The 21,049-nt window shown below is 55.7% G+C and carries 24 protein-coding genes and 1 riboswitch; of the genes, 14 read left to right on the forward strand and 10 right to left on the reverse strand.

All coding sequences use genetic code 11. From position 1 onward, the window contains the following. The first annotated feature begins 1 nt into the window (after position 1). From AABB29_RS12950 to AABB29_RS12960, 3 genes are all read left to right on the forward strand, one after another. Positions 2 to 352, forward strand: coding sequence for a hypothetical protein (locus AABB29_RS12950; protein ID WP_341366516.1), 351 nt, complete (start codon positions 2 to 4; stop codon positions 350 to 352). 250 nt (positions 353 to 602) lie between these two features. Next, positions 603 to 938: a ferredoxin FdxA gene (gene fdxA / locus AABB29_RS12955; protein ID WP_341366515.1), complete on the forward strand. Its 336-nt coding sequence runs from the start codon at positions 603 to 605 to the stop codon at positions 936 to 938. Positions 939 to 1,148: 210 nt separating this feature from the next. Further along, the gene (locus tag AABB29_RS12960; RefSeq protein ID WP_341366514.1) at positions 1,149 to 1,655 is read left to right on the forward strand and encodes a CarD family transcriptional regulator; all 507 of its coding nucleotides are present in this window, start codon (positions 1,149 to 1,151) and stop codon (positions 1,653 to 1,655) included. A gap of 116 nt (positions 1,656 to 1,771) precedes the next feature. Here AABB29_RS12960 and AABB29_RS12965 read toward each other — a convergent pair whose 3' ends face one another. Both AABB29_RS12965 and purD read right to left on the reverse strand, forming a co-directional pair. Next, positions 1,772 to 2,362 (reverse strand): hypothetical protein, encoded by a 591-nt coding sequence (locus tag AABB29_RS12965; protein WP_341366513.1) that lies wholly within the window; start codon positions 2,360 to 2,362, stop codon positions 1,772 to 1,774. A 10-nt stretch (positions 2,363 to 2,372) separates the two neighbouring features. After that, on the reverse strand, positions 2,373 to 3,635 hold the full coding sequence (gene purD, locus AABB29_RS12970) for a phosphoribosylamine--glycine ligase (protein WP_341366512.1): 1,263 nt from the start codon (positions 3,633 to 3,635) through the stop codon (positions 2,373 to 2,375). A gap of 171 nt (positions 3,636 to 3,806) precedes the next feature. Here purD and AABB29_RS12975 point away from each other — a divergent pair, with 171 nt between their 5' ends. Beyond that, positions 3,807 to 4,397: a hypothetical protein gene (locus AABB29_RS12975; protein ID WP_341366511.1), complete on the forward strand. Its 591-nt coding sequence runs from the start codon at positions 3,807 to 3,809 to the stop codon at positions 4,395 to 4,397. Next, complete coding sequence (gene xseA, locus AABB29_RS12980) at positions 4,398 to 5,888, forward strand: exodeoxyribonuclease VII large subunit (RefSeq protein ID WP_341366510.1); 1,491 nt, start codon at positions 4,398 to 4,400, stop codon at positions 5,886 to 5,888. It begins immediately after the preceding gene. On the opposite strand, the gene AABB29_RS12985 is transcribed toward xseA, so the two are convergent. The 4 genes from AABB29_RS12985 to AABB29_RS13000 are packed head-to-tail and all read right to left on the reverse strand — an operon-like array spanning position 5,889 to position 8,509. Then, positions 5,889 to 6,713 carry an aminoglycoside phosphotransferase family protein gene (locus tag AABB29_RS12985; protein WP_341366509.1) on the reverse strand — a complete coding sequence of 275 codons (825 nt, stop codon included), beginning with the start codon at positions 6,711 to 6,713 and terminating at the stop codon, positions 5,889 to 5,891. Beyond that, positions 6,710 to 7,120: a hypothetical protein gene (locus AABB29_RS12990; protein WP_341366508.1), complete on the reverse strand. Its 411-nt coding sequence runs from the start codon at positions 7,118 to 7,120 to the stop codon at positions 6,710 to 6,712. Before AABB29_RS12990 ends, AABB29_RS12985 begins: the two co-directional genes overlap by 4 nt. Continuing rightward, entirely contained in the window at positions 7,099 to 7,485 is a 387-nt protein-coding gene (locus tag AABB29_RS12995; RefSeq protein ID WP_341366507.1) for a hypothetical protein, read from the reverse strand. The genes AABB29_RS12990 and AABB29_RS12995 overlap by 22 nt, the downstream gene beginning before the upstream one ends. Beyond that, a complete protein-coding gene (locus AABB29_RS13000) occupies positions 7,478 to 8,509 on the reverse strand; it encodes an alkane 1-monooxygenase (protein ID WP_341366506.1) in 1,032 nt (343 codons plus the stop codon). Before AABB29_RS13000 ends, AABB29_RS12995 begins: the two co-directional genes overlap by 8 nt. 125 nt (positions 8,510 to 8,634) lie before the next feature. Here AABB29_RS13000 and AABB29_RS13005 point away from each other — a divergent pair, with 125 nt between their 5' ends. The 5 genes from AABB29_RS13005 to AABB29_RS13025 all read left to right on the forward strand — a co-directional run bounded on the left by AABB29_RS13005 (position 8,635) and on the right by AABB29_RS13025 (position 14,016). Then, on the forward strand, positions 8,635 to 10,332 hold the full coding sequence (locus AABB29_RS13005; protein WP_341366505.1) for an NAD(P)H-dependent oxidoreductase subunit E: 1,698 nt from the start codon (positions 8,635 to 8,637) through the stop codon (positions 10,330 to 10,332). Positions 10,333 to 10,402: 70 nt separating this feature from the next. Then, positions 10,403 to 11,599, forward strand: a complete 1,197-nt coding sequence (gene ftsY, locus AABB29_RS13010; RefSeq protein WP_341366504.1) for a signal recognition particle-docking protein FtsY — start codon at positions 10,403 to 10,405, stop codon at positions 11,597 to 11,599. After that, positions 11,596 to 12,447, forward strand: coding sequence for a hypothetical protein (locus AABB29_RS13015; RefSeq protein ID WP_341366503.1), 852 nt, complete (start codon positions 11,596 to 11,598; stop codon positions 12,445 to 12,447). The genes ftsY and AABB29_RS13015 overlap by 4 nt, the downstream gene beginning before the upstream one ends. Further along, entirely contained in the window at positions 12,444 to 13,346 is a 903-nt protein-coding gene (locus AABB29_RS13020) for a DMT family transporter (protein ID WP_341366502.1), read from the forward strand. Before AABB29_RS13015 ends, AABB29_RS13020 begins: the two co-directional genes overlap by 4 nt. Before the next feature lie 58 nt (positions 13,347 to 13,404). Then, entirely contained in the window at positions 13,405 to 14,016 is a 612-nt protein-coding gene (locus AABB29_RS13025) for an inner membrane-spanning protein YciB (protein WP_341366501.1), read from the forward strand. Here the strand turns inward: AABB29_RS13025 and AABB29_RS13030 are convergent. Both AABB29_RS13030 and AABB29_RS13035 read right to left on the reverse strand, forming a co-directional pair. Continuing rightward, positions 14,013 to 14,300, reverse strand: coding sequence for a hypothetical protein (locus tag AABB29_RS13030; RefSeq protein ID WP_341366500.1), 288 nt, complete (start codon positions 14,298 to 14,300; stop codon positions 14,013 to 14,015). The two genes, AABB29_RS13025 and AABB29_RS13030, sit on opposite strands and share 4 nt — an antisense overlap. 102 nt (positions 14,301 to 14,402) lie before the next feature. Then, positions 14,403 to 15,110, reverse strand: a complete 708-nt coding sequence (locus AABB29_RS13035; protein ID WP_341366499.1) for a glutathione S-transferase N-terminal domain-containing protein — start codon at positions 15,108 to 15,110, stop codon at positions 14,403 to 14,405. A 605-nt stretch (positions 15,111 to 15,715) separates the two neighbouring features. Here AABB29_RS13035 and AABB29_RS13040 point away from each other — a divergent pair. From AABB29_RS13040 to folE2, 3 genes are all read left to right on the forward strand, one after another. After that, positions 15,716 to 16,633, forward strand: coding sequence for a type IV pili methyl-accepting chemotaxis transducer N-terminal domain-containing protein (locus AABB29_RS13040; RefSeq protein WP_341366498.1), 918 nt, complete (start codon positions 15,716 to 15,718; stop codon positions 16,631 to 16,633). A 75-nt stretch (positions 16,634 to 16,708) separates the two neighbouring features. Continuing rightward, a riboswitch (SAM riboswitch) is annotated at positions 16,709 to 16,786 on the forward strand. A gap of 54 nt (positions 16,787 to 16,840) precedes the next feature. Next, positions 16,841 to 18,019, forward strand: coding sequence for an O-succinylhomoserine sulfhydrylase (gene metZ, locus AABB29_RS13045; RefSeq protein ID WP_341369090.1), 1,179 nt, complete (start codon positions 16,841 to 16,843; stop codon positions 18,017 to 18,019). Between the two features lie 286 nt (positions 18,020 to 18,305). Further along, positions 18,306 to 19,409, forward strand: coding sequence for a GTP cyclohydrolase FolE2 (gene folE2, locus AABB29_RS13050; RefSeq protein WP_341366497.1), 1,104 nt, complete (start codon positions 18,306 to 18,308; stop codon positions 19,407 to 19,409). A gap of 3 nt (positions 19,410 to 19,412) precedes the next feature. On the opposite strand, the gene AABB29_RS13055 is transcribed toward folE2, so the two are convergent. Continuing rightward, positions 19,413 to 19,862 (reverse strand): SRPBCC family protein, encoded by a 450-nt coding sequence (locus AABB29_RS13055; RefSeq protein ID WP_341366496.1) that lies wholly within the window; start codon positions 19,860 to 19,862, stop codon positions 19,413 to 19,415. Then, positions 19,859 to 20,176 carry a metalloregulator ArsR/SmtB family transcription factor gene (locus AABB29_RS13060; RefSeq protein ID WP_341366495.1) on the reverse strand — a complete coding sequence of 106 codons (318 nt, stop codon included), beginning with the start codon at positions 20,174 to 20,176 and terminating at the stop codon, positions 19,859 to 19,861. Before AABB29_RS13060 ends, AABB29_RS13055 begins: the two co-directional genes overlap by 4 nt. 132 nt (positions 20,177 to 20,308) lie before the next feature. On the opposite strand from AABB29_RS13060, the gene AABB29_RS13065 reads away from it, so the two are divergent. Continuing rightward, positions 20,309 to 20,929 carry an ATP-dependent Clp protease proteolytic subunit gene (locus tag AABB29_RS13065; protein WP_341366494.1) on the forward strand — a complete coding sequence of 207 codons (621 nt, stop codon included), beginning with the start codon at positions 20,309 to 20,311 and terminating at the stop codon, positions 20,927 to 20,929. Positions 20,930 to 21,049 lie beyond the last annotated feature (120 nt).

The following is a 21,049-nucleotide window of genomic DNA, read 5'->3' on the forward strand; positions in this document are numbered from 1 at the left end:
TATGAATACTCTTATGAAAACAACCGCTATTATCGCAGCTTTGGGTCTGGGTACCGTTGCAGCGGCAGAAGCAACCTTCGGCCTCCAAAACACTGTCGATGATGATGGCCTGATCACGATCGAGCTGGTGACAACACCGCAAGATGGTATCTTGGCGATTTACGATTACTCGACTGGTGAGTTTGGCGAATTGCTGGGTACTGCTGACCTGCATGCCGGAGCAAACACTGACGTGAAAGTCAGCTTGGATCCCAGCGGTGCCGTTGATATCGCCGCTGTCGTATATGAGGGCGACCTTCAGGAACCGACTATGGCCTCTGCCTGGATCGAGCTGGACGTCAACGACAGCTAATCAATGCCGGACAGCGAGTTAACGGGGCGGCCGCATGGCCGCCCTTTGTCATTGCCGCGCAGCAACATGGCGCGATATCGTCAATCTGAAGCTATGGAAGTCTAATTCAGCGTCAATTGCTGGAAAAAAGTTCTGATTGTCGGGCGATTGCGCTGATGCGCTGACGTATCGCAGCGTTACTGGTGCGATGATGCTTGAACCTAGGGGGGGAGTGGCATAGCTAGACCTCTGGAAATAATCGGATGGCCCCATGACATATGTTGTGACTGAGAACTGTATCGCCTGCAAATACACCGACTGCGTTGAGGTATGCCCCGTAGACTGCTTCTATGAGGGCGAGAACACTTTGGTGATCCATCCTGATGAATGTATCGATTGCGGTGTCTGTGAACCTGAATGCCCGGCCGATGCAATCCGTCCGGATACTGAGCCGGATATGGAAAAATGGGTTGAGTTCAACCGCAAGTATTCTGAAATGTGGCCGGTGATCATTTCGAAGAAAGACCCTCTGCCGACCGCTGAGGAAATGGACGGTAAGGAAGGCAAGCTTGAGCTGTTGTCTGAAGCCCCGGGAGAGGGCGGTTGATTCGCGCTTGATTGTGCGAAAAGTCGCCTTTTTTGAGATACTTACGGGGATTTATACACCGCTTTCGAATGTGACAGTTTTGTGATATACTCGCTTTGATGGCGCGAAAGAGTTGACCAAAACGAAAACTCGACATGTCCGACGGTGATGTGAAATTCACCGGCGGTTTTTTTGTCGTTTGTTGCATGTGGTCTCGATGAAAGGACGATCATGAGTAAGAAGAAAAACGAATTTAGCCCTGAGCAGTTTGTGGTGTACCCCGCCCATGGGGTTGGCAAAATTGTTTCGGTTGAAACGCAGGAAGTGGCCGGCTTTGAGCTGGAGCTGTTTGTGATTGCGTTTGAAAAAGACAAGATGACCCTGCGTGTGCCTACCCACAAGGCCACCGAGGTGGGCATGCGTGCCCTGGCCACACCGGATATCGTGTCTCACGCGATGAAAACCCTGCGCGGCAAGGCGAAGGTCAAAAAGGCCATGTGGTCCCGCCGTGCCCAGGAATATGAGCAAAAGATCAACTCAGGTGATTTGATTGCGATCGCCGAGGTCGTTCGCGACTTGCATCGCCATGATGATCAGCGCGAGCAGAGCTATTCGGAGCGGCAGCTTTACGAGGCCGCGTTGGAGCGTTTGACCCGTGAATTCGCTGCCGTGGCTGGGAATGACGAAACAGCTGCAGCGTCAGAGATTGAATCTGTCTTGGTCGGCCGCGCCGCCTAAATAAGTAATTTACGGATTGAAAAGGCCGTACCTGATAAAGGGTCGGCCTTTTTCGACACCCTAAGTCAATCATAACGAACTTATCGCGCGCAGATAGAAACATGCCAGCTTGGTTGTTATGGTGTCGTTGTGACGCGATCAATCAATGTCAGAACGTAATTTGCGAATGTATATTCCATTCGTTCGCCTTGCACATTCGACCAAGGGCTGATCATCGCCTTGGCAATGCATTCGTTGGTGGCTAAGTCATCCAGCTGTGAGGTGTCGATCGTATGAAGAAGCATATTCCCGGGGACCGTTGTTAGTAGCAATTCTTGGCTACAAGGTGATTGACCCTGTCGAACCTGGCTTAACCTTTGCACAAAACCCACGCCGTCAAAATCCAAGTACTGGTCTGTTAGCCGGTCTTGAATGAATAGGTCATTTCCCGCGAATATCAGTAGTGTAGCAACTTCAGGCGACGCGACTACCTCGCCGCCGCGGTCAAGGTTTTGTAAAAGGTTCAGCTGTGAGGCCAGCGTTGTCATCGAATGTTGATCGCTTGCTCGGATCAAAATGTTTAGACCTCCGATAGTGATTGCAGCCGTTCTGGTCTTGTCCTCGGTTTGAGCCTGTGCAGATGATCCGGCGATTGCCATGGAAAATAGGGCAATCAATAGAGCATACAGCTTTTTGAGTAAGCCTATGTTACGGCTTTCAATCGCCACTATCGCCATCCTAAAGCGCCCGCCAGCCGATGTCGGAGCGGTAGAACCCTTCCTCCCATTCGATCCCTTGTGCCATGGCGTAGGCTTTTTCATGGGCCTCGGCTAACGTGCCTCCGCGTGCGGTGATGTTCAGTACCCTGCCGCCATTGGCCACGATTTGCCCGTCTTTTAGGGCGGTCCCGGCGTGAAAGACTTTGTGAAAGCTGTCATCAGGTTGGCTGTCCAGCCCGCTGATTGGCGTTCCCTTTACATAGTTTGCAGGATAACCGTTCGCCGCCATCACCACAGTGAGCGCGTGATCTTCGGCCCAGTTTACTTGCGCCTCGTCCAGTCTTTGCTCGGCGCAGGCCTGTAGCAGATCAAGAATTTGCCCGCCCAGCCGCATCATCAGGCATTGGCATTCAGGATCGCCGAACCGCACATTGTATTCGACCAGCCGCGGTTGCCCGTTTTGGATCATCAGCCCGCAAAACAGCACCCCTTGGAATGGTGTTCCCCGTTTGCGCATTTCATCCATTGTGGGCTGGATGATTTCATCAAGTGCCTTTTGCGTGATTTCATCGCTCATCACAGGGGCGGGGGAATATGCGCCCATACCACCCGTATTTGGTCCGGTATCCCCGTCAAAGGCCCGTTTATGGTCTTGTGCGGTACCGACTGGCAGGATCGTCTTGCCATCACAAAGCACAAAGAATGAGGCTTCTTCCCCATCCATGAATTCCTCAATCACCACCTCGGCCCCGGCGGCGCCAAAGCTGCCATCGAACATATCATCAATGGCGGCGAGCGCTTCGGCTTCGGTCATTGCGACGATCACGCCCTTGCCCGCGGCCAGCCCATCGGCCTTGACCACAATCGGTGCGCCTTGGTCCCGGATATAGCTGCGCGCGGCATCTGCGTTCGTGAAATGCGCATAGGCCGCTGTGGGCGCGTTTGCGGCATCGCAGATCGCCTTGGTAAAGGATTTGGAAGCCTCAAGCTGCGCGGCGGCCTCGCTGGGCCCAAAGACCAGCAGGCCGGCGTTGCGCAGCCGGTCGGCCACACCCGCGGCCAGCGGCGCTTCGGGGCCAATCACAACGAAATCAATTGCGTTCTCTTCGGCAAAGGTGGCCACGCTGCCGCCATCAAGGATGTTGATCTCAGCGCATTCGGCAATCTCGGCGATGCCCGCATTCCCCGGTGCAACGATCAGCCGATCGCATTTTGGGTTCTGCTTGATCGCCCAAGCCAGACTATGTTCGCGTCCGCCGCTGCCTAAGATCAGAATGTTCATGGCGCTGTGCCCCTTCATCGCAACTGATGTTCTTGCGGCTTCGGATAGACGATTGCCCGCGTGGGAACAACACCACGGTTTTACGCAAGTTGGCGGTCATGTCAGGCTTGGCGTTTAGGTCAGACCCAACTAGACTGCCGATTGGGGGCTTGGGATGAACAGAGATCGCGCATGAAAAGAACAAAGACGGATCGGCGCCTGTGGCATCGTCTGGAAGGGTATAGTTTTCACGAGCGGCCGTTGACCCGCTCATTGGTTGAAACGCTCGAAGAGGTGACCGGCCATTCGACGGATGTCTGCTATACATTGGTCGAGGAATATCGCCGCTTTATGTATCTGGTCGGAAGTACTGGGGATACGCTGGCCCCGTCGCCTATTGTTGACATTGTCTGGCGCCAACATGTCAAAGACAAGCGTGCCTATTACGAAGATTTCTGCCCGCGTATCATTGGCCGCACCATTCATTACACCCCTGCTGCAGCCCCGGTTGAAGAAGACCCCGCCTATGAGCGCACGTTGGAATATTACACGCGCGAATTTGGTCGACCTCAGGTGCAATATTGGCCTGATCCTGACGAATCTGCGGTCACTTTTTCGACTGCCATGATGTGGATTGTTGGTTTGGCGGCCTGTGCTTTGTCCTTTTTGCTGGGGTCGGCCATTTTTGCCATTTTTGGCGCTTTGGTAATTGCAGGTGGCCTGTTTCTGCGTTGGAAATTTTCATCTTTGCCACTGCATAACCCCAAGATCGAGGCCGAATAAGTGGACGATCTGTTTGACGACCCGCCTGCGGATAACACGCCGGAGTTTTCGGTTTCCGAAATTTCGGGCGCCGTAAAGAAGGCGATCGAGGGCGGGTTTTCGCATATTCGTGTCCGCGGCGAGGTGGGCCGGGTGTCCCGTCCGGCCTCGGGTCATATTTATATGGATATCAAGGATGATCGTGCTGTTCTTGCTGGCGTGATCTGGAAAGGCCGCGCGCAGGGCCTTGCCCATCGTCCCGAAGAGGGCATGGAGGTTGTTGCGACGGGCAAACTGACCACCTTCCCCGGTCAATCCAAATATCAAATGGTCATCGAGGACATCGCGCCGGCAGGCGCGGGCGCCCTGATGGCCATGCTGGAAAAACGCAAGGCGGCCTTGGCTGCCGAGGGTTTGTTCGCGCCAGAGCGGAAGAAAGAACTGCCCTATCTGCCCCATATCATCGGGGTTGTTACCTCGCCTTCGGGCGCGGTGATCCGCGATATTTTGCATCGCTTGCGCGACCGCTTTCCGCGAAAGGTACTGGTGTGGCCTGTTGCGGTGCAGGGCCAGAAATGCGCCCCCGAGGTTGCCGCTGCGATTGCAGGATTTAACCGTTTGACCCCGGGGGGCGCGTTGCCTCGCCCCGATTTGTTGATCGTCGCCCGTGGTGGCGGATCGCTGGAAGACCTGTGGGGTTTTAACGAAGAGATTGTCGCCCGTGCGGCCGCCGCATCGGATATCCCGCTGATTTCTGCTGTGGGGCACGAAACCGATACGACCCTGATTGACTACGTTTCTGATCGCCGGGCCCCAACACCAACTGCCGCTGCCGAGTTGGCCGTGCCAGTGCGGATGGAGCTCATGGCGTGGGTGGATCAGCAAGGTGCCCGTTTAAGCCGCTCGCTGAGCGTCGGTGTGCAGCAGCGCCAACAGCGTTTGCGCGATTTGGCCCGGGCTTTGCCCCAGGCAGAGACACTTGTTGACGTTCCGCGTCAGCGGCTGGACTACCTGGCCGAACGCCTGCCAAGCGCCCTGCGTGCGGCGGCGGCTGCCAAGCGTCTTAAGCTGTCAGAGGCCGCGCTGCGCCCTGCAGTGTTATCCCGCCGCATTGCAGAAGACCGCCGGCGCTTGCAGACTTTGTCGGACCGTTTGGGTCCTGCTTTGCAGCGCAGAACACGCGACGCTGCGACGACGCTTGAGAATGCTGGCCGGGGCTTGCGCCGTGAGCTTCTACAAGCCCGTGTTGATCGTCAGGCGGAACGTCTTGATGCAATATTGCGACGCCTCTCTGACCGCGCATCCCGCCAGCAAGCTGAACGCCGTGCCCGGCTGGCGGCTTTAGAGCGTTTGCGCGAAACGCTTGGCTATGTCGAAACGCTGAAACGGGGTTATGCCGTTGTGCGCGGTGATGGCGGTGTCGTGACAACCAAAGCTGCGGCGACAAAAGTGGCCCGTCTTGAGATTGAGTTCGCCGATGGCCGTCTGCCGGTCGGGCAGAGCGAGGCCTGATCAGTCTGTCAGGCCCGCCACCGCACATAGCATATCGAGAATGCGCATATGCAACGGCTGTTCGAAATTGCCCGCCCAGGTCATCGACAGCGCGGAGTGGGCGGCGGCCCAAGACAGGATCCGATTGGGTGATGTACCCCAATGCTGCGCCCAGATCTGTGCCAATTGCCTGGCCCGCGCGGGATCTGTCACCAACGCATCCGCACCAAGCGGATTTTGGAAGGCGGCGGCAAGTTCATACGCGCGATCACCGATCAGCCCCTTGGCGTCATAGGCCAGATATCCGCGCGCGCTATCTTTGATGTTCTGATGATGCAGGTCCCCGTGTAGGGCGCGCATGTCTTGGCTATTGTCAAGCAGCGCCCGTGCGGTCTTTCGCCCGAAGCTGATATTGCGCTGTGTTTGGGCTGGCCAGGATGGATCAAGTTTCAGCTGTATGAGCGCCGCGAAGTTTTCTGCCAGCGAAGGCAGCGTAATCGGGGGCGCGTTGGCATGGATCTGGTCGGCAACCTTGATCAATGTGGCGGCGGCCTGCAGGTCATTGCCGTTATGGCTAAGCGTGTCCAAGGATGGCCCGTCAAGCCATTCCAGGATGGCGACGGCGTCTGCGTAGAAATGCACCCGCGCGGCGCCGTGCCCGTTCAGGGCGCTGGTCAGTCGAAAGCCGGTCTCTTCGCCTTTCGTGTCACCGTTTTTATAGATTTTGAGCGCGGCAAGATCGCCATTTGACCGGTTGACCCGCCAAACATGCGCTATGGCTGTTTCAGCAATATGTACCGGCTTGGACAGTTGATGCTGTCGCAGCACGGCCAGAGGCGGTGTCATGACGACAGATCGTGGCAGATCAGCGGATCTTCCCGGTCGAGGATTTCGTAGATCACCGTAAAAGGGGGCCGTGTTGTGTAAACTGCGCGTATGCCGTCTGGTTCATTGAAGATCGACCAGCATTTATGCTCAGGATCGTTTTCATACCGAAAGCAGATATCGCCTTTGCTTTCGAACCAGACGCCATATTGGCAAATACCTTCGGCCGTGGACCACATCACGCGGCGCCCTTGCAAATAGCGTTCGACCCCAAATGACGGGTTTTGCGCGGTTCGGTAGGTCACGGTGCGCCCGGTGACGTAGGCGTCAAACTCTTCCGCAGTCATTTTGTCCTGTGCCAAAGCTGGCCCGCCCAGCAGGCTAAAGGCGATGACGCAGGCTGCGCCTATGATGTTAACTGATCGCATGGGAAAAGCTCTTTTTCATCGATGATGTCGATATTGTAGGTGCTGGTGAGATTATTGTCGAAATACCCGATGAGGTTCTCACTCTCGGTGTGAAATTGCCAACAGGTGGGGGTGGCATCGTCGTCGTAGCGAAAGCAAATTTGTCCTTTGCTTTCGTACCAGACCCCTGTGGTGCAACGCCCGTCGATGGTCGTCCAGAGTACGCGCCGGTTTTGCATATACCGTTCGGTGCCGTAAAAGGTGTTGGACTGTCTGCGATACCCAAGCGTCTTGCCTTGTGCATAGGCTTCGAAATCGGCGGCGCTTAACGCGTCTTGCGCTGCAAGCGGTGTCGTAAGGGTTATGGCGATCAGGGCGCTACGCATCCTTCCACCGCTCAGCCAAAGGGTCCATAATCCGTCGCCAGAGGGGCGGGAGCAACGCGATGCTGGCCATCACCGGCAGCGGCTTTGGCAGCATGGGGGCATCCTTTGGAATGGTCAGGGCCGGGTAGGGCCTGCCGGGATGGGCATGATGGTCTGAATGCCGCGTGGCGTTCAACATCATCGCCGATGACAACCAGTGCGGGCTGTTCCAACTATGACGCCCCGCAACTGGTTCGGGTTTGCCGTTGTTGAATTTTCGGGTCAGTCCGTAATGCTGCACATAGTCAGACATCAGAAGCTGCATTTGTGCATGTCCTGCCAAAAGCACATAGATCAAAGCGCCCTTGAGCCCGGCGACCCATGCCGCAAGCGCGATGAACACCACTGCGCCGCCAACATAGATCAGATAGGGGTTGCGCCATGCAGCGCGGTTGATCTTGGCCAGTCTTGTTGCCTCGGCCAGATAGCCCTGCCAGAATGATCCCCACCAGGCCCGCGGTGCGTAGCGGTAAAAGCTTTCGCCGCGTCGCGACGTGTTTGGATCATGCGGCGTTGCCACATGGATATGGTGTACCAGCACATGGGCTGAGGTATGATGCCCGAACAGCATGGAAATATAGACCCACATGCCCAGCCTGTGCAGCGATCTTGCGCTGCGGTGGATCAGCTCATGGGCGTTGGCGTTGCTGACTTGCCCCATGAAAAGCCCGGTTGCGAAAAACAGCCCGATCTTTTCGATCAGCGATAGGGTGTCCCCGGCAATGGCGATCACCGCGATGGGCATCAGTGCCAGATGGACCAGCGCAAGGATCACATTTAGCGGGCGGCCTGAGGGAAATTCATCATGCGGGCTGATCCGCGCGATGATCCGATCAAGCGCACTGACAAACACTGTCATATAAAGCGCTGCGAGTCCGATCCAGATTCCGCCCGCAAATGCGCCGATCCCGATCAGCAGGGCGGGGGTCAGCGTTGCAATTGAAAAAAGGCGGAGCGTTCCTGTCATGTTTCGTATAGTTAGCATCGGTTTCCCGAATGGTAAGGGTTTATCGCAAAGACAAACGCATTGGCGGTGTCAGATGTCGCTTTTGCGTGGTTAGGTCTGATTGCGCGCGATATCTTGGCTGCAATCTGACGAAGGAAGATGCTGTGGCTTTGGACAACCGTGATGGTGTTTGGAAATCTGGCAAGGGCAAGGGCCGCCGTACGCCTAAGGGCCGCCAATTGGACGATACCGCCTGGGCTGACGTTCAAGCGTTGCTGGGTGATCGTCCGCGTCGCCGGGATCTGCTGATCGAATTTCTGCATTTGATCCAGGATGCCTATGGCTGTCTGTCCGCCGCGCATCTGCGCGCCTTGGCCGAAGAAATGCGCCTAAGTCAGGCAGAGGTTTACGAGGTGGCTAGCTTTTATGCCCATTTCGATATCGTCAAAGAAGAAGATGCGCCGCCCCCTGCGTTGACCATCCGTGTGTGCGATTCACTGTCTTGCGAATTGGCTGGTGCAGCACAGCTGAAGACCGCGCTTGAGGATGGGCTTGACCCCGCAAAGGTGCGGGTTTTGCGCGCACCCTGTATGGGCCGCTGTGATACCGCCCCGGTGCTTGAGATCGGTCACAATCATATTGATCATGCCACCCCCGAGAAGGTCGACGCCGCCATCGCAGCCGGGGACACGCATCCACATTTGCCCGATTATGAAACCTTTTCAGCGTACCAAAAGGCAGGTGGATATGCCGTGCTGGCTGACTTGCGCGCCAATGGTGATTGGGAGGCCGTGCAGGACACGATTCTCGCTTCGGGTCTGCGCGGGTTGGGCGGGGCTGGTTTCCCGTCTGGTAAGAAATGGGGTTTTGTCCGCGGTAATCCCGGCCCGCGTTACCTGGCCGTAAATGGCGATGAGGGTGAACCTGGCACGTTCAAAGATCGCTTTTACCTGGAACGTCAGCCGCATCTGTTTCTTGAGGGTATGTTGATCGCCGCATGGGCCGTCGAGGCCGAAACGTGTTTTATCTATATGCGCGATGAATACCCGGCTGTTTTGCAGATTTTGAGGCGCGAAATCAAAGCGTTGGAAGATGCGGGGATCGTCGCCCCGGGCTATATCGATCTGCGCCGCGGGGCGGGCGCGTATATTTGCGGCGAAGAATCCGCGATGATCGAGAGTATTGAAGGCAAGCGCGGAATTCCGCGCCATCGTCCGCCATTTGTGGCCCAGGTGGGCGTTTTTGGCCGCCCGACATTGGTGCATAATGTTGAGACATTGCTATGGGTCGCCCGCATCAGCCGCGAGGGCCCGGAGGTACTTAGTAGTACTGAAAAGAATGGACGGACGGGTCTGCGTTCTTACTCGGTCTCGGGCCGCGTTGCGCATCCGGGGGTTTATCTGTTGCCCGCTGGTTCCACGATCACGGATATTATCGATGCGGCGGGCGGCATGGCAGAGGGCCATGTTTTTAAGGCCTATCAACCAGGCGGTCCGTCCTCGGGGCTTTTGCCGGCCAGTATCAACGATGTCCCGCTCGATTTTGATACATTGCAGCCGCTTGGTACATTTATAGGATCGGCAGCTGTTGTTGTTCTGTCCGATCAGGATCGCGCCCGGGATGCGGCGCTCAACATGCTGCGCTTTTTTGAGGATGAAAGCTGCGGCCAATGTACCCCGTGCCGGGTCGGCTGCGAAAAAGCGGTTAAGCTGATGCAGGCCGATGCCTGGGATCAGCCCTTGCTGACAGACCTTTGCACGGCGATGGCTGATGCATCGATCTGCGGGTTGGGGCAGGCGGCCCCGAACCCGATCAAGCTGGTGATGACGCATTTCCCGGATGAGGTTGACGGATCTGCGTGATGCCCTTGGGCTTTTCAATTGCGCCGCCAGCCATTAGGTCATTCACAGCAATGATTTAAGGCAGGCGCGCATGGCGTTTTTCAAAAAGCTGAAAGAGCGGATGTTTAAATCCTCATCCAAGATTGATGAGGGGCTTGATGCGATCGTCAATGATGGCGGCGAAGAAGAGGAAGTGGTGACCGAAGCGCTTGCGCATACGCAACCCGCACCCAATCCAATTCCTGAGCCTGAGCCTGAGCCTGAGCCTGAGCCTGAGCCTGAGCCTGAGCCTGAGCCTGAGCCTGAGCCTGAGCCTGAGCCTGAGCCGTCCGTTTCGACGCCGGTGAAATTTGACGTCGATCTGGCTGGTCCCTTGACCGAAGAATCAGCGGCGCCCACTGAAAAGAAGGGTCTTCTGGGGCGCTTGTTTGGCGGCGGTGAGGCCAAGACGGTTATCCGCCGTACCCTGGATGACGAGATGTTGGAGCAGCTCGAAGAATTGCTGATTACCGCTGACATGGGCGTGGAGACAGCTTTGCGTGTCACAGCCAATATGGCAGAAGGACGGTTGGGCAAGAAGCTGTCTGTTGTCGAGATCAAGCAGCTGATGGCCCAAGAAGTGGCGCAAATTATGGAGCCCGTGGCCCGTCCAATGCCCTTATACGCGAAAAAGCCGCAAGTGGTTTTGGTTGTTGGCGTGAACGGGGCAGGGAAGACAACGACAATTGGCAAGCTGGCCAGTCAATTCCGTGCCGCCGGCAAAAAGGTGGTCATCGCAGCAGGGGATACATTCCGCGCGGCGGCGGTCGAACAATTGCAGGTTTGGGGCGATCGCGCCGGTGTGCCCGTTCTGACCGCGCCCGAAGGGTCCGACCCGGCCAGCCTGGCCTTTGATGCGATGACAAAAGCGCAGGAAGATGGCGCTGATCTGTTGATGATCGATACTGCGGGCCGTTTGCAAAACCGGACAGATCTGATGGAAGAACTTTCCAAGATCGTACGGGTGATCCGCAAAAAGGACCCCGATGCGCCGCATAACACACTGCTCGTACTGGATGCCACGACAGGGCAAAATGCGGTGCAACAGGTGAAAGTCTTCCAAGAGCTGGCGGATGTGTCAGGTCTCGTTATGACGAAACTGGATGGGACGGCCAAGGGCGGCGTGCTTGTGGCGCTGGCCGATAAATTTGGCCTTCCGATCCATGCCATTGGCGTGGGCGAACAGATCGACGACTTGGCCCCGTTTGACCCTGAAGAGTTTGCAGCAGCTTTGGTTGGTGCTGAATGATACGAACAGCCATTATTTTAAGTGCGTTGGCCGGTCCCGTGGCCGCCGATATGAATGTCACGCGCACCGAATGCGCAGGAAGTTGGCTGCGTTTCACGGATCTGTTGATTGCGCCTTTATCTACGCTTGCATACGCGGCGGACGCTGAGGCAGAAATGCAGGCGCTATTGACCATCAAGGTCGAGATGACCCCTGATGGCTGGTGCCAAATCCGACCTGGCGAATTTGCCGCGCTCGCCGATGCCGAGCTTGAAGATATTCAATGGCGTGCCGACGGGCTGGATGCCTTTGCCAATGGCACCGGTCTGCCCCGCCGTTTGCAAATGCGTTTGACGGGCAGCCAGGAAGCGGTCTCTGATCAGATTTCCTATGTAGCCTTCACATTACAGCATGTCCCGGACCAAGGTCTGCTGATTTTGGAGAATTTGGATATCGGCCACCCTGAACATAGACCGATTGCGATCAGTGCGGTCTTGGGCGGCGCATATTTTGATGATGTCGGCTCTGCCGCCATGAGCTTTGGCGGGCTCAATCTGCAAGAGCTGGTGGCATCCATCGAAACAACGCCAGACCTGATCGCCGAACTCGCCCCCGATTTGACCAGAACCATGCTGGAAGGCGCTATTTCGGGACTGAGCTTTGCGCAGCTTGATCGACCCGACCGGCGGGCCGTGCTTGATTTTGCCAAGGCGTTGCCGGATGCGGTTGGCACATTGGATGTAGAGCTGCGGTCTGAGCGGGGATTAGGAATGATCCAGTTGGGGATTGCGCAAACCAAGGAGGGCCCAGAAGTTGTCAGCTTTGCATTGTCTGGTGCAACTGTCAGCGCTGATTGGACCCCAGAGTGAGTGAATGGCTCGTGTCAATCGCGGGAACGCAGGAAGGCGCGCGTCTGGCAACATTGCTCGCACTTACATCGGCTGTCGCGCATGCCGCCTTTGGTGCCTTGCAAAAGGGGCGCCATGATCCTTGGATGTCGCGCGGCGCAATCGATGCATGGCTGCTTGTTCTTTCGGCACCGATTGCGTTATTCGTGGTGCCTTGGCCAAATCTGCCCACATTTGTCATTCTGCTGGGCGCGATTGTCATCCATTTTGCATATAAGCTGACGATGGCACTGGCCTATGAACGGGCTGCGTATACGGTCGTCTATCCGGTCGTGCGTGGCACCGGCCCGCTGGTCACTGTCCTGGCCGCAAGTGTGATTTTCGGCGAGCATTTTACGCCAGTTCAATGGCTTGGTGTGGCATGTTTGTCGGGCGGAATTCTGCTACTGGCCCTGCGCAACCTATCGGAAGAAACCATTGATCTACCGGCCTTGAAGATCGGGTTGATCTGGGCGGGTATCTGCGGCGGACTGGTCGCCGTGTATACGACCTATGATGCCTATGGCATTCGCCAATCCCCTGATCCGTTCACCTTTTTGGCTTGGTTCTTTTTCGTCACTGCCTTTGATTTCCCGATCCTTGCTGCTCTGCGCTACCGGCGCATGGCTGCACCCCCGGTGCTGGGCCCCTTGGTTTGGCGCGGGCTTGCAGGGGCTTTGATCGCCTGGATCAGTTTTGGCGGCGTGATGATGGCGACAAGGTTGGACAAGGTTGGCGAAGCTGCTGTTCTGCGCGAAACCTCGACCGTGTTCGCCGCATTGATCGGCTGGTTCATCCTGGGTGAAAAAGTGGGGCCCCGGCGCCTTTTTCTAATGAGCTTGGTTGCACTTGGCGCCGTCATCGTGGAAATGGGCGGTTAATGCATTTTGCCCTTAACTGGCTATGACAGTCAGGTAAAAATGCTGGAGGGAGACACCTATGACCGAAAAGAAGATCAACCCTTTTCTAAAGCAAGTCCTTGAATTGGGGCCGACATTGGCGTTTTTTCTGATCTATCTGCGGATCAAGGATGATACGTTCACGATTGCTGGAACGGACTATTCTGGCTTCATCATCGCAGCTTTGGTCTTTGTTCCGATCCTGCTGGTCGCGATGGGTATCTTGTGGATCATGACCGGCAAGCTGAGCCGGATGCAGGTCTTTACGGCTTTTATGGTTATCTTTTTTGGCGGTCTGACCGCCTATTTTAATGATGACCGTTTCTTCAAGATGAAGACCAGCATCGTTTATGCGGTTATGGCTGGCCTGTTGGGCATTGGCTTGCTGCGCGGCCAAAGCTATCTGCAGTTCGTCATGGAAGAGATAATGCCAATGGAGCAGGAAGGTTGGATGATCCTCACCCGCCGGGTGACGATGATGTTTATCGTCTTGGCCATCGCAAACGAAATTATCTGGCGCACCCAAAGCACGGAGCTTTGGGTAACCCTTGAAACTTTTGCCTTCCCAGCGGTTTTGTTTGTCTTCTTGATGGCGCAGATTATCGGTTTGCAGAAATATCTGATTGAAGTTCCTGAAAGCCCTGAAGACTAACGCATCTCGGCAAAGCCAAATCCGACTGTGGATGGGCGTCTGCCGGCGCGTGCATCACGGCGGAAGCGCAAAGTGTCTACCTGATCATCATTGATCTGCGGCCGGAACGTGATCCCCGAAAAATTGGTGCCTGTCCATTGTACGACAGCCTCAATATTCACGTTTAACACTTTCATGCCTACCTTATCGCCGCGTTTCAGGCCGCGAAGCCCTTTGATCCGTGCCCCGACATTGTTTACATCCATCACTTGGGCCTTTTGTGGCCCAATAGGTGTCTGTATCATTATGGGGAATTCCGTGGGGTAGCGATGTGGTCGATATTGCATGGCGGTAACCGTAGTCCTTACAAACAAGGACAAGGTTACGCCTATGCAACTAACAAATCGTTATGATCGCTTTTGAAAAAGTACGTTTTGCGCGTTGCTATCTTTACGAAAGTCGCCGCGTTTCTCGGCGGCAAGCGCCCGTCCACGGACAACACCTGGTCGTGCGCCCATCGTCTTGAGCCAGCGGGCCATGTGGGGCTTATCGTCAAGTGTTTGTTGTTGCCCTTCCCAAAGCGAGGCCCACCCCCAGATCGACATATCTGCGATTGAATAAAAATCGCCAGCTACAAATTCATGCTCGGCCAATTGCCGATCCAGAACGCCATATAGCCGCGCTGTTTCGTTACGATATCGGTCTTTGGCGTAGGGCAGATCGTTTGGTGGGTCCATTGCTGGCGCATATTTGAGGAAGTGATGCGCTTGTCCCGCCATTGGGCCGAGCCCGCCCATTTGCCACATCAACCATTGATCAACGCTGATCTGATCCCGTGCCGTATGCCCATAGAACTTGCCTGTTTTGCGGGCCAAGTACTGCAGGATTGCACCCGATTCGAATATGGAGATTGGCGCGCCTTCTGGTCCATCAGGGTCAACAATCGCGGGCATACGGTTGTTGGGCGCGATTTTTAGAAAGTCTGGCTTGAATTGATCGCCCGCGCCGATGTCGACGAGATGCAGATCATAGGGCAAATCCATTTCTTCGAGGGCAATTGAGATTTTCCATCCATTCGGAGTGGGCCAGAAGTAAAGATCGATCGGGGCGCTCATCAGAAATCCTTTGCTTTTACGCCCGCTTACAATGGCATGCAGACGAAAAAGGGCAAGGTTTCATAGACGTCAGTACGATGCTTTGGGAAAGGGTTGGTGGAGAAGTGAGGCCCGTCGTTTCATGTGCTTGGCCGACTTCAGGCGTGGATCGACGGGTCGGCGTTCTGACATAAAATGCTGCAAGACCCGGCCGCGTTGCTTAAATTTTAGTCTGAGGGTCGCAACAGTCGCGATTTTCTTGCGGTCTTAACTTTACGTTATTAGTTGATCTGGATCATCGCTGATGTGAAGGCGGCTGTCACGACGGTGTGATGTCCAAATAACGCGATGCAGCGTTCGTTTGTCAGTTCAAGGTCCGGCAATCTGTGTTGTTTGTTGTCGGGCAGTCTTGAAGCGGTGGGCCGCACAAACGCCACTCGTGAATAGTGCCTGGTTTCGAATAACAAACATGACGCTGTGGCGGCCTGGGGACTGCTGGCCGCTTGTCCGATTGCCCTGATCTCGCATTTTTGGGGCATGGTTCGCGCTGTCTGGATGGCAGCAATTCGATCAACAAGTGCGAAGATTGCTGCGGCACGCAATGTGCCTGCAATTGAGGTGAAACAATGACTTACAAGAACCTGGCAATGGCGGTTTTTCTTGCAGTAGCGGGGCCAGTGTCTATCTTGCCGGCCCACGCGGAAACCCAACCTGTTGCGTTTGTCCCAGACAATGCAGAACAACGTATCAATTTCTCGGGCAGATTGCGTATGCTGTCACAGCGTATCCCGGCGGCGGCCTGCCATCTGACCCAAGGCGTTGATGCTGAAGCTGCGACAACACTTCTTGCATCGGCCAGTACGGAATTTGAAAAAATCTTGACGGGGCTGGAGTTTGGCGATGCTGATCTGAATATTCAAGCCGCCGAGCAAAACCGGCGGACCCTGACAGCAATTGCAACTCTGCGTGAACGCTGGGAGCCGTTGAAAGAAGCCGCTGATGCGATGGCGGCAGGCGCAGCCACCGAGGCGCAACGCGACTATATTTTCAACGCGAACCTACAGGTTCTTGCTGCTGCGCAATCCTTGGTCGAGCAATTGGTGCGGCAGTATTCCAATCCAAACGCCATGACCTTTTCATCGTTGATGTTGATCGATATTTCGGGCCGCCAGCGCATGCTGACACAGAAAATGTCCAAAGAATCCTGCCTGATCGCAAGCGGCTCTGCATCTGAGGAATTGCAAGAGGATTTGCAGGGCACCATGGCTGTCTTTGAAACATCCTTGCACGCACTGCGCGACGGCATGCCGAATGTGGGTATTCAGCCGCCGCCCAATGATGAAATCCGCACCGGTCTAGAGGGCGTGACAGACGATTGGGAAACAGTGAAGCCGTATCTGTCCGATGTGCTTGCCGGTGTTTCATTGCCTGAAGACACCGATGCGCAGAAGTTCCATGGCCTTAACCAAACGATGGTCAATATGAATCGCGTTGTCGGGATGTATGCGGACGCGGCTCAGCGTCTGGTTCCGCTTACCCAGTAAACGGCCTTACGGTGCCAGGGGTATGCCCCTGGCATCGCGCGCCTGGATCTTGACCTTGGTCTTGGAGCGGCGTATTTGAACCTTCGTGGCGATTTGTTACCGGATTGCGGGCCACGTTAAACATGCCGCTAAAGAGGATTGCGGCTTTGACGCCCCGATGCCTTTTCCCGGTGTCGGGTTTTTTTATGCGTAACCGCGCGAAGGATGATGATGAAGACTTGGAATAAACGCACCAAAGCCGTGCATGCCGGTGCCCGCCGTAGCCAATATAATGAGCTGAGCGAGGCGATCTATCTGACACAAGGCTTTGTCTATGAGACTGCCGAAGATGCCGAAGCCCGGTTCATCAAGTCCGGTGAGGACGAATTCATCTATGCCCGTTACGGCAATCCGACAGTCGCGATGTTTGAAGATCGCATCGCTGCCTTGGAAGGGGCAGAAGACGGGTTCGCCACTGCCTCTGGCATGGCGGCTGTCAATGCGGCGCTGATGTCAATGCTGCGCGCGGGCGACCATGTGGTGTCGGCTCGGGCCTTGTTTGGGTCGTGTTTATATATCCTCGAAGAGGTCTTGACCCGTTTCGGGGTTGAGGTCACCTTTGTGGATGGCACCGATTTGGCCGCATGGGAGGCCGCGATCCGGCCTGATACCAAGGCAGTGTTCTTTGAGAGCATCTCAAACCCGACCTTGGAAGTGATTGATATCAAGGCCGTTTCGACCTTGGCCCATGCTGTGGGTGCCATCGTGATCGTGGATAATGTCTTTGCCACGCCTGTGTTTTCAGATGCTGTGGGGCAGGGGGCTGATGTGGTCGTCTATTCGACAACCAAGCATATTGATGGGCAGGGGCGTGCGCTGGGCGGTGTGATCTTGGGCACCAAGGAGTTTATTCGCGGCACTGTTGAACCCTATCTGAAGCATACCGGTGGCGCGATGTCCCCATTCACCGCCTGGATCATGCTGAAGGGGCTTGAGACCATGGATTTGCGCGTGCGTGCCCAGACCGCCAGTGCGCTCCTCATTGCCACGGCCCTCGAGGCCGACGGTATATTGCAGAATGTCATCTATCCGGGCCTTGCCAGTCACCCGCAGTATGACTTGACCAAGGCGCAGATGGGCCTGGGCGGCACCGTGCTGTCGATTGATACAGGCAGCCAAGCCGCTGCATTCAAGCTTTTGAACGCATTGGATATTATCACGATCTCGAATAACTTGGGCGATGCGAAGTCCATTGCGACCCATCCTGCGACAACCACCCATCAGCGCCTGTCGGATGACGTCAAAGCGATGCTGGGTATCACACCCGGGCTGATCCGGCTGAGCGTGGGTCTGGAAGATACCGATGATTTGATCGCAGACCTGCGCGGCGCGGTCGCTGCACAGTAGTGTCCTAGTCATATATCGCGACGATACCCCTTGGGTGTTGTCGCGATTTGAAAACGTGTCGCGGATTACGACCTCCTAGCTCAAAGCAGAAACGCGGGCTCCTCGCTTTGGTAGGAGTACAATTGATCCTTGCCGCCAAATGCGCCTAATGTGAGCGATCCCTTGCTGAGGTCCGATTATGACTGATCCGCGCCCCGAATTGTTGCGTATCTATGAGGATATTATTGGAAACTCCGATGATACGCCCCATCTAAGGGGTTCTACGACAGCTCAGGGGGGCGCAGATATGAATATTCATTCACCCGATTTGAACCGTGAACCAACGCGCGCGGAGGCCGAGGCGGCACTTGCGTTGCTCCGCCGTTGGGCTGGTGATGTGACTGCAGAAGAGGTCGCGACCCTTGATCCTTTGGTGTCTCGCCTGATCCCCGGCCAAGAGGTGTCGAATTATCCCGCTTTGGCCCGCGCGTATCCGGACGCGTTTGAAGTGGATGAGGCCTATAAGGAAACGATGCCTGATCTGCAAAATGGCCCGTCCAGCCTGATCAAAGGCGCGCAGCAGCAGATCCAGCATGTGGGCATCAGCAATTTCCGCCTGCCAATCCGCTTTCATACCCGTGATAACGGCGATCTGACCCTTGAGACCTCTGTCACCGGCACGGTGTCGCTTGAGGCCGAGAAGAAGGGCATCAATATGTCCCGGATCATGCGCACGTTCTACAAACACGCCGAAGAGACGTTTAGTTTTGAGGTGATTGAGCGCGCGCTGGATGCTTATAAGACCGATCTAGAGAGCTTTGACGCCCGCATTCAGATGCGCTTTAGCTTTCCGATGAAAGTGGAAAGCTTGCGGTCCGGTCTGGCGGGGTATCAGTACTATGATATCGCGCTGGAATTGGTGGAAAGCGCGGGCGTCCGTAAGAAGATTGTCCACCTGGACTATGTCTATTCCTCGACTTGCCCCTGTTCTTTGGAGCTGTCCGAGCATGCGCGGCAGTTCCGGGGGCAGCTTGCCACCCCGCATTCGCAGCGCTCGGTCGCCCGGATTTCGGTGTTGCTGGAAGATGGCGGTGATTTACTGTGGTTTGAAGACCTGATTGATCGCGCCCGGGCCGCCGTGCCGACTGAGACCCAAGTCATGGTCAAGCGTGAGGATGAGCAGGCCTTTGCAGAATTGAACGCTGCCAACCCGATCTTTGTCGAGGATGCTGCCCGATTGTTTACGCAAGCATTACAGCTGGATACGCGGATTTCTGACTTCCGCGTGATCGCCAGCCATCAAGAAAGCCTCCACAGCCATGATGCGGTGTCGGTCTTGACCGAAGGTGATACATTTGCGGCCGAAAGCCTTGATCCGCGGTTGTTCCAGTCGCTATTCCACGTTGGCTGATGTTTAGGCGATTGCCGGGGTCAGCCCGGCTTTCGCAAAACATCCCAGCACCAAATCCCAGCCGGACAGGTAGCTTGAGCTGACAGCATCTGCAGTGTCGCCAAGGATCTCAAATCCGCCGTGCGTCAGATCGCAGCGCGTCCCCGCCTCGGTCTGGGTGAACGTCACGGTGACCATGGTTGCCTCGTCCGCGTCGCGTCCGGGATGCCATGAAAATGCGAGGTATTTGCCAGGATCGTAGGCCAACAGGGTGCCCCAGACGTTGATGCTGCCGTCTGCGCCCGTCTCAACGATGTCGCCGCCTTTGTGATTGGCAAAGCTGACTTTGGATGTATCCCCGGTCACGGAAAACGGGTCTTTTGGCCACCATGTGTCCATGTTTTCGGTAAAGAGTTCAAAGGCTTCGGATGCGGTCAGGGGAACGATGAGCGTTTTTTCAATGGGGTTTTTCATTTTGAACTTTCCTTTGCTTTTTCTGCCGCAGCCCTGCCAAAAGCGGCAAGCGCATCATCCCAAAGCGTGTCCAGGTAACGGCGTAATTCATCCACCCCGTCTGGTGCGATCGCATAGAGCCTGCGATTGCCCGATGGGGTGACGGTGAGAAGGCCAGCGTCAGACAGCACGCGTAGATGTTGGCTAACTGCGGGGCGGCTGATGGGCATGCCGTCGGCGATGGCCCCAACAGCCAGTGGTCCGCTGCGTAGCCTGTCGATGATGTCCCGCCGTGTTGGATCGGCGAGGGCGGTTATTGTATCTTCGTAGGTCATGACTTACCGTAAGTCACTACTTACGATTCGTCAAACGTTTCGTGCTCCCCTTGAAGCCCCTGACACCCGAGACTAAGACTCTTTCAGGATTTTCGCAGTAGGACAGTTATGTCCAAACATGAGGCAGATAATATGCAAGACCCCGTCGAGACCTATATGAATCTTGTTCCTATGGTGGTTGAACAGACCGCCCGGGGCGAGCGCGCCTACGATATCTTTTCCCGTCTGCTCAAAGAACGGATCATTTTTGTAAATGGTCCGGTGCATGATGGCATGAGCCAGCTGATTGTCGCCCAACTGCTGCACCTCGAATCAGAGAACCCCAAAAAAGAGATCAGCATGTACATCAACAGCCCCGGCGGCGTGGTGACATCTGGTTTGTCGATTTACGACACGATGCAGTACATCAAGCCAAAGGTCAGCACGCTGGTGATCGGGCAGGCGGCCTCGATGGGTTCGCTTTTGCTGACGGCTGGGCATGAAGGGATGCGCTTTTCGTTGCCGAATAGCCGCGTGATGGTGCACCAGCCATCCGGTGGGTATCAGGGCCAGGCAACCGACATCATGATTCACGCCGCTGAAACGCAGAAATTGAAGACGCGGCTGAATGAAATTTATGTGAAACATACCGGAAACACGCTGAAAAAAGTTGAGGCGGCGCTGGAGCGCGACAACTTTATGTCACCTGAAGAGGCTAAAGAATGGGGTTTGATCGACGAAATCGTCGAAAATCGCCCAAAGTCGGACGAGTAAACGGTTTGTTAACGCTGCGGGCAGATGTTCATTTTTGACATTGTGGACCTTGGCGGGCTGTCCTAATGTTAGCAGTAAGGACGGCCCGCATTACGTTTGACCGGCCACATGGCCAAGAGG

Origin of the sequence: Yoonia sp. BS5-3 (genome assembly GCF_038069655.2) — a bacterium.
Classification (GTDB): domain Bacteria; phylum Pseudomonadota; class Alphaproteobacteria; order Rhodobacterales; family Rhodobacteraceae; genus Yoonia; species Yoonia phaeophyticola.

Bases quoted from the DNA above. Each gene is read 5' to 3' on its own strand.
- AABB29_RS12950 (WP_341366516.1), top strand. From the start codon at position 2: ATGAATACTCTTATGAAAACAACCGCTATTATCGCAGCTTTGGGTCTG.
- fdxA (WP_341366515.1), top strand. From the start codon at position 603: ATGACATATGTTGTGACTGAGAACTGTATCGCCTGCAAATACACCGAC.
- AABB29_RS12960 (WP_341366514.1), top strand. From the start codon at position 1,149: ATGAGTAAGAAGAAAAACGAATTTAGCCCTGAGCAGTTTGTGGTGTAC.
- purD (WP_341366512.1), bottom strand. From the start codon at position 3,635: ATGAACATTCTGATCTTAGGCAGCGGCGGACGCGAACATAGTCTGGCT.
- AABB29_RS12975 (WP_341366511.1), top strand. From the start codon at position 3,807: ATGAAAAGAACAAAGACGGATCGGCGCCTGTGGCATCGTCTGGAAGGG.
- AABB29_RS12985 (WP_341366509.1), bottom strand. From the start codon at position 6,713: ATGACACCGCCTCTGGCCGTGCTGCGACAGCATCAACTGTCCAAGCCG.
- AABB29_RS12990 (WP_341366508.1), bottom strand. From the start codon at position 7,120: ATGCGATCAGTTAACATCATAGGCGCAGCCTGCGTCATCGCCTTTAGC.
- AABB29_RS12995 (WP_341366507.1), bottom strand. From the start codon at position 7,485: ATGCGTAGCGCCCTGATCGCCATAACCCTTACGACACCGCTTGCAGCG.
- AABB29_RS13000 (WP_341366506.1), bottom strand. From the start codon at position 8,509: ATGCTAACTATACGAAACATGACAGGAACGCTCCGCCTTTTTTCAATT.
- ftsY (WP_341366504.1), top strand. From the start codon at position 10,403: ATGGCGTTTTTCAAAAAGCTGAAAGAGCGGATGTTTAAATCCTCATCC.
- AABB29_RS13015 (WP_341366503.1), top strand. From the start codon at position 11,596: ATGATACGAACAGCCATTATTTTAAGTGCGTTGGCCGGTCCCGTGGCC.
- AABB29_RS13025 (WP_341366501.1), top strand. From the start codon at position 13,405: ATGACCGAAAAGAAGATCAACCCTTTTCTAAAGCAAGTCCTTGAATTG.
- AABB29_RS13030 (WP_341366500.1), bottom strand. From the start codon at position 14,300: ATGATACAGACACCTATTGGGCCACAAAAGGCCCAAGTGATGGATGTA.
- AABB29_RS13035 (WP_341366499.1), bottom strand. From the start codon at position 15,110: ATGAGCGCCCCGATCGATCTTTACTTCTGGCCCACTCCGAATGGATGG.
- AABB29_RS13040 (WP_341366498.1), top strand. From the start codon at position 15,716: ATGACTTACAAGAACCTGGCAATGGCGGTTTTTCTTGCAGTAGCGGGG.
- metZ (WP_341369090.1), top strand. From the start codon at position 16,841: ATGATGAAGACTTGGAATAAACGCACCAAAGCCGTGCATGCCGGTGCC.
- folE2 (WP_341366497.1), top strand. From the start codon at position 18,306: ATGAATATTCATTCACCCGATTTGAACCGTGAACCAACGCGCGCGGAG.
- AABB29_RS13055 (WP_341366496.1), bottom strand. From the start codon at position 19,862: ATGAAAAACCCCATTGAAAAAACGCTCATCGTTCCCCTGACCGCATCC.
- AABB29_RS13060 (WP_341366495.1), bottom strand. From the start codon at position 20,176: ATGACCTACGAAGATACAATAACCGCCCTCGCCGATCCAACACGGCGG.
- AABB29_RS13065 (WP_341366494.1), top strand. From the start codon at position 20,309: ATGCAAGACCCCGTCGAGACCTATATGAATCTTGTTCCTATGGTGGTT.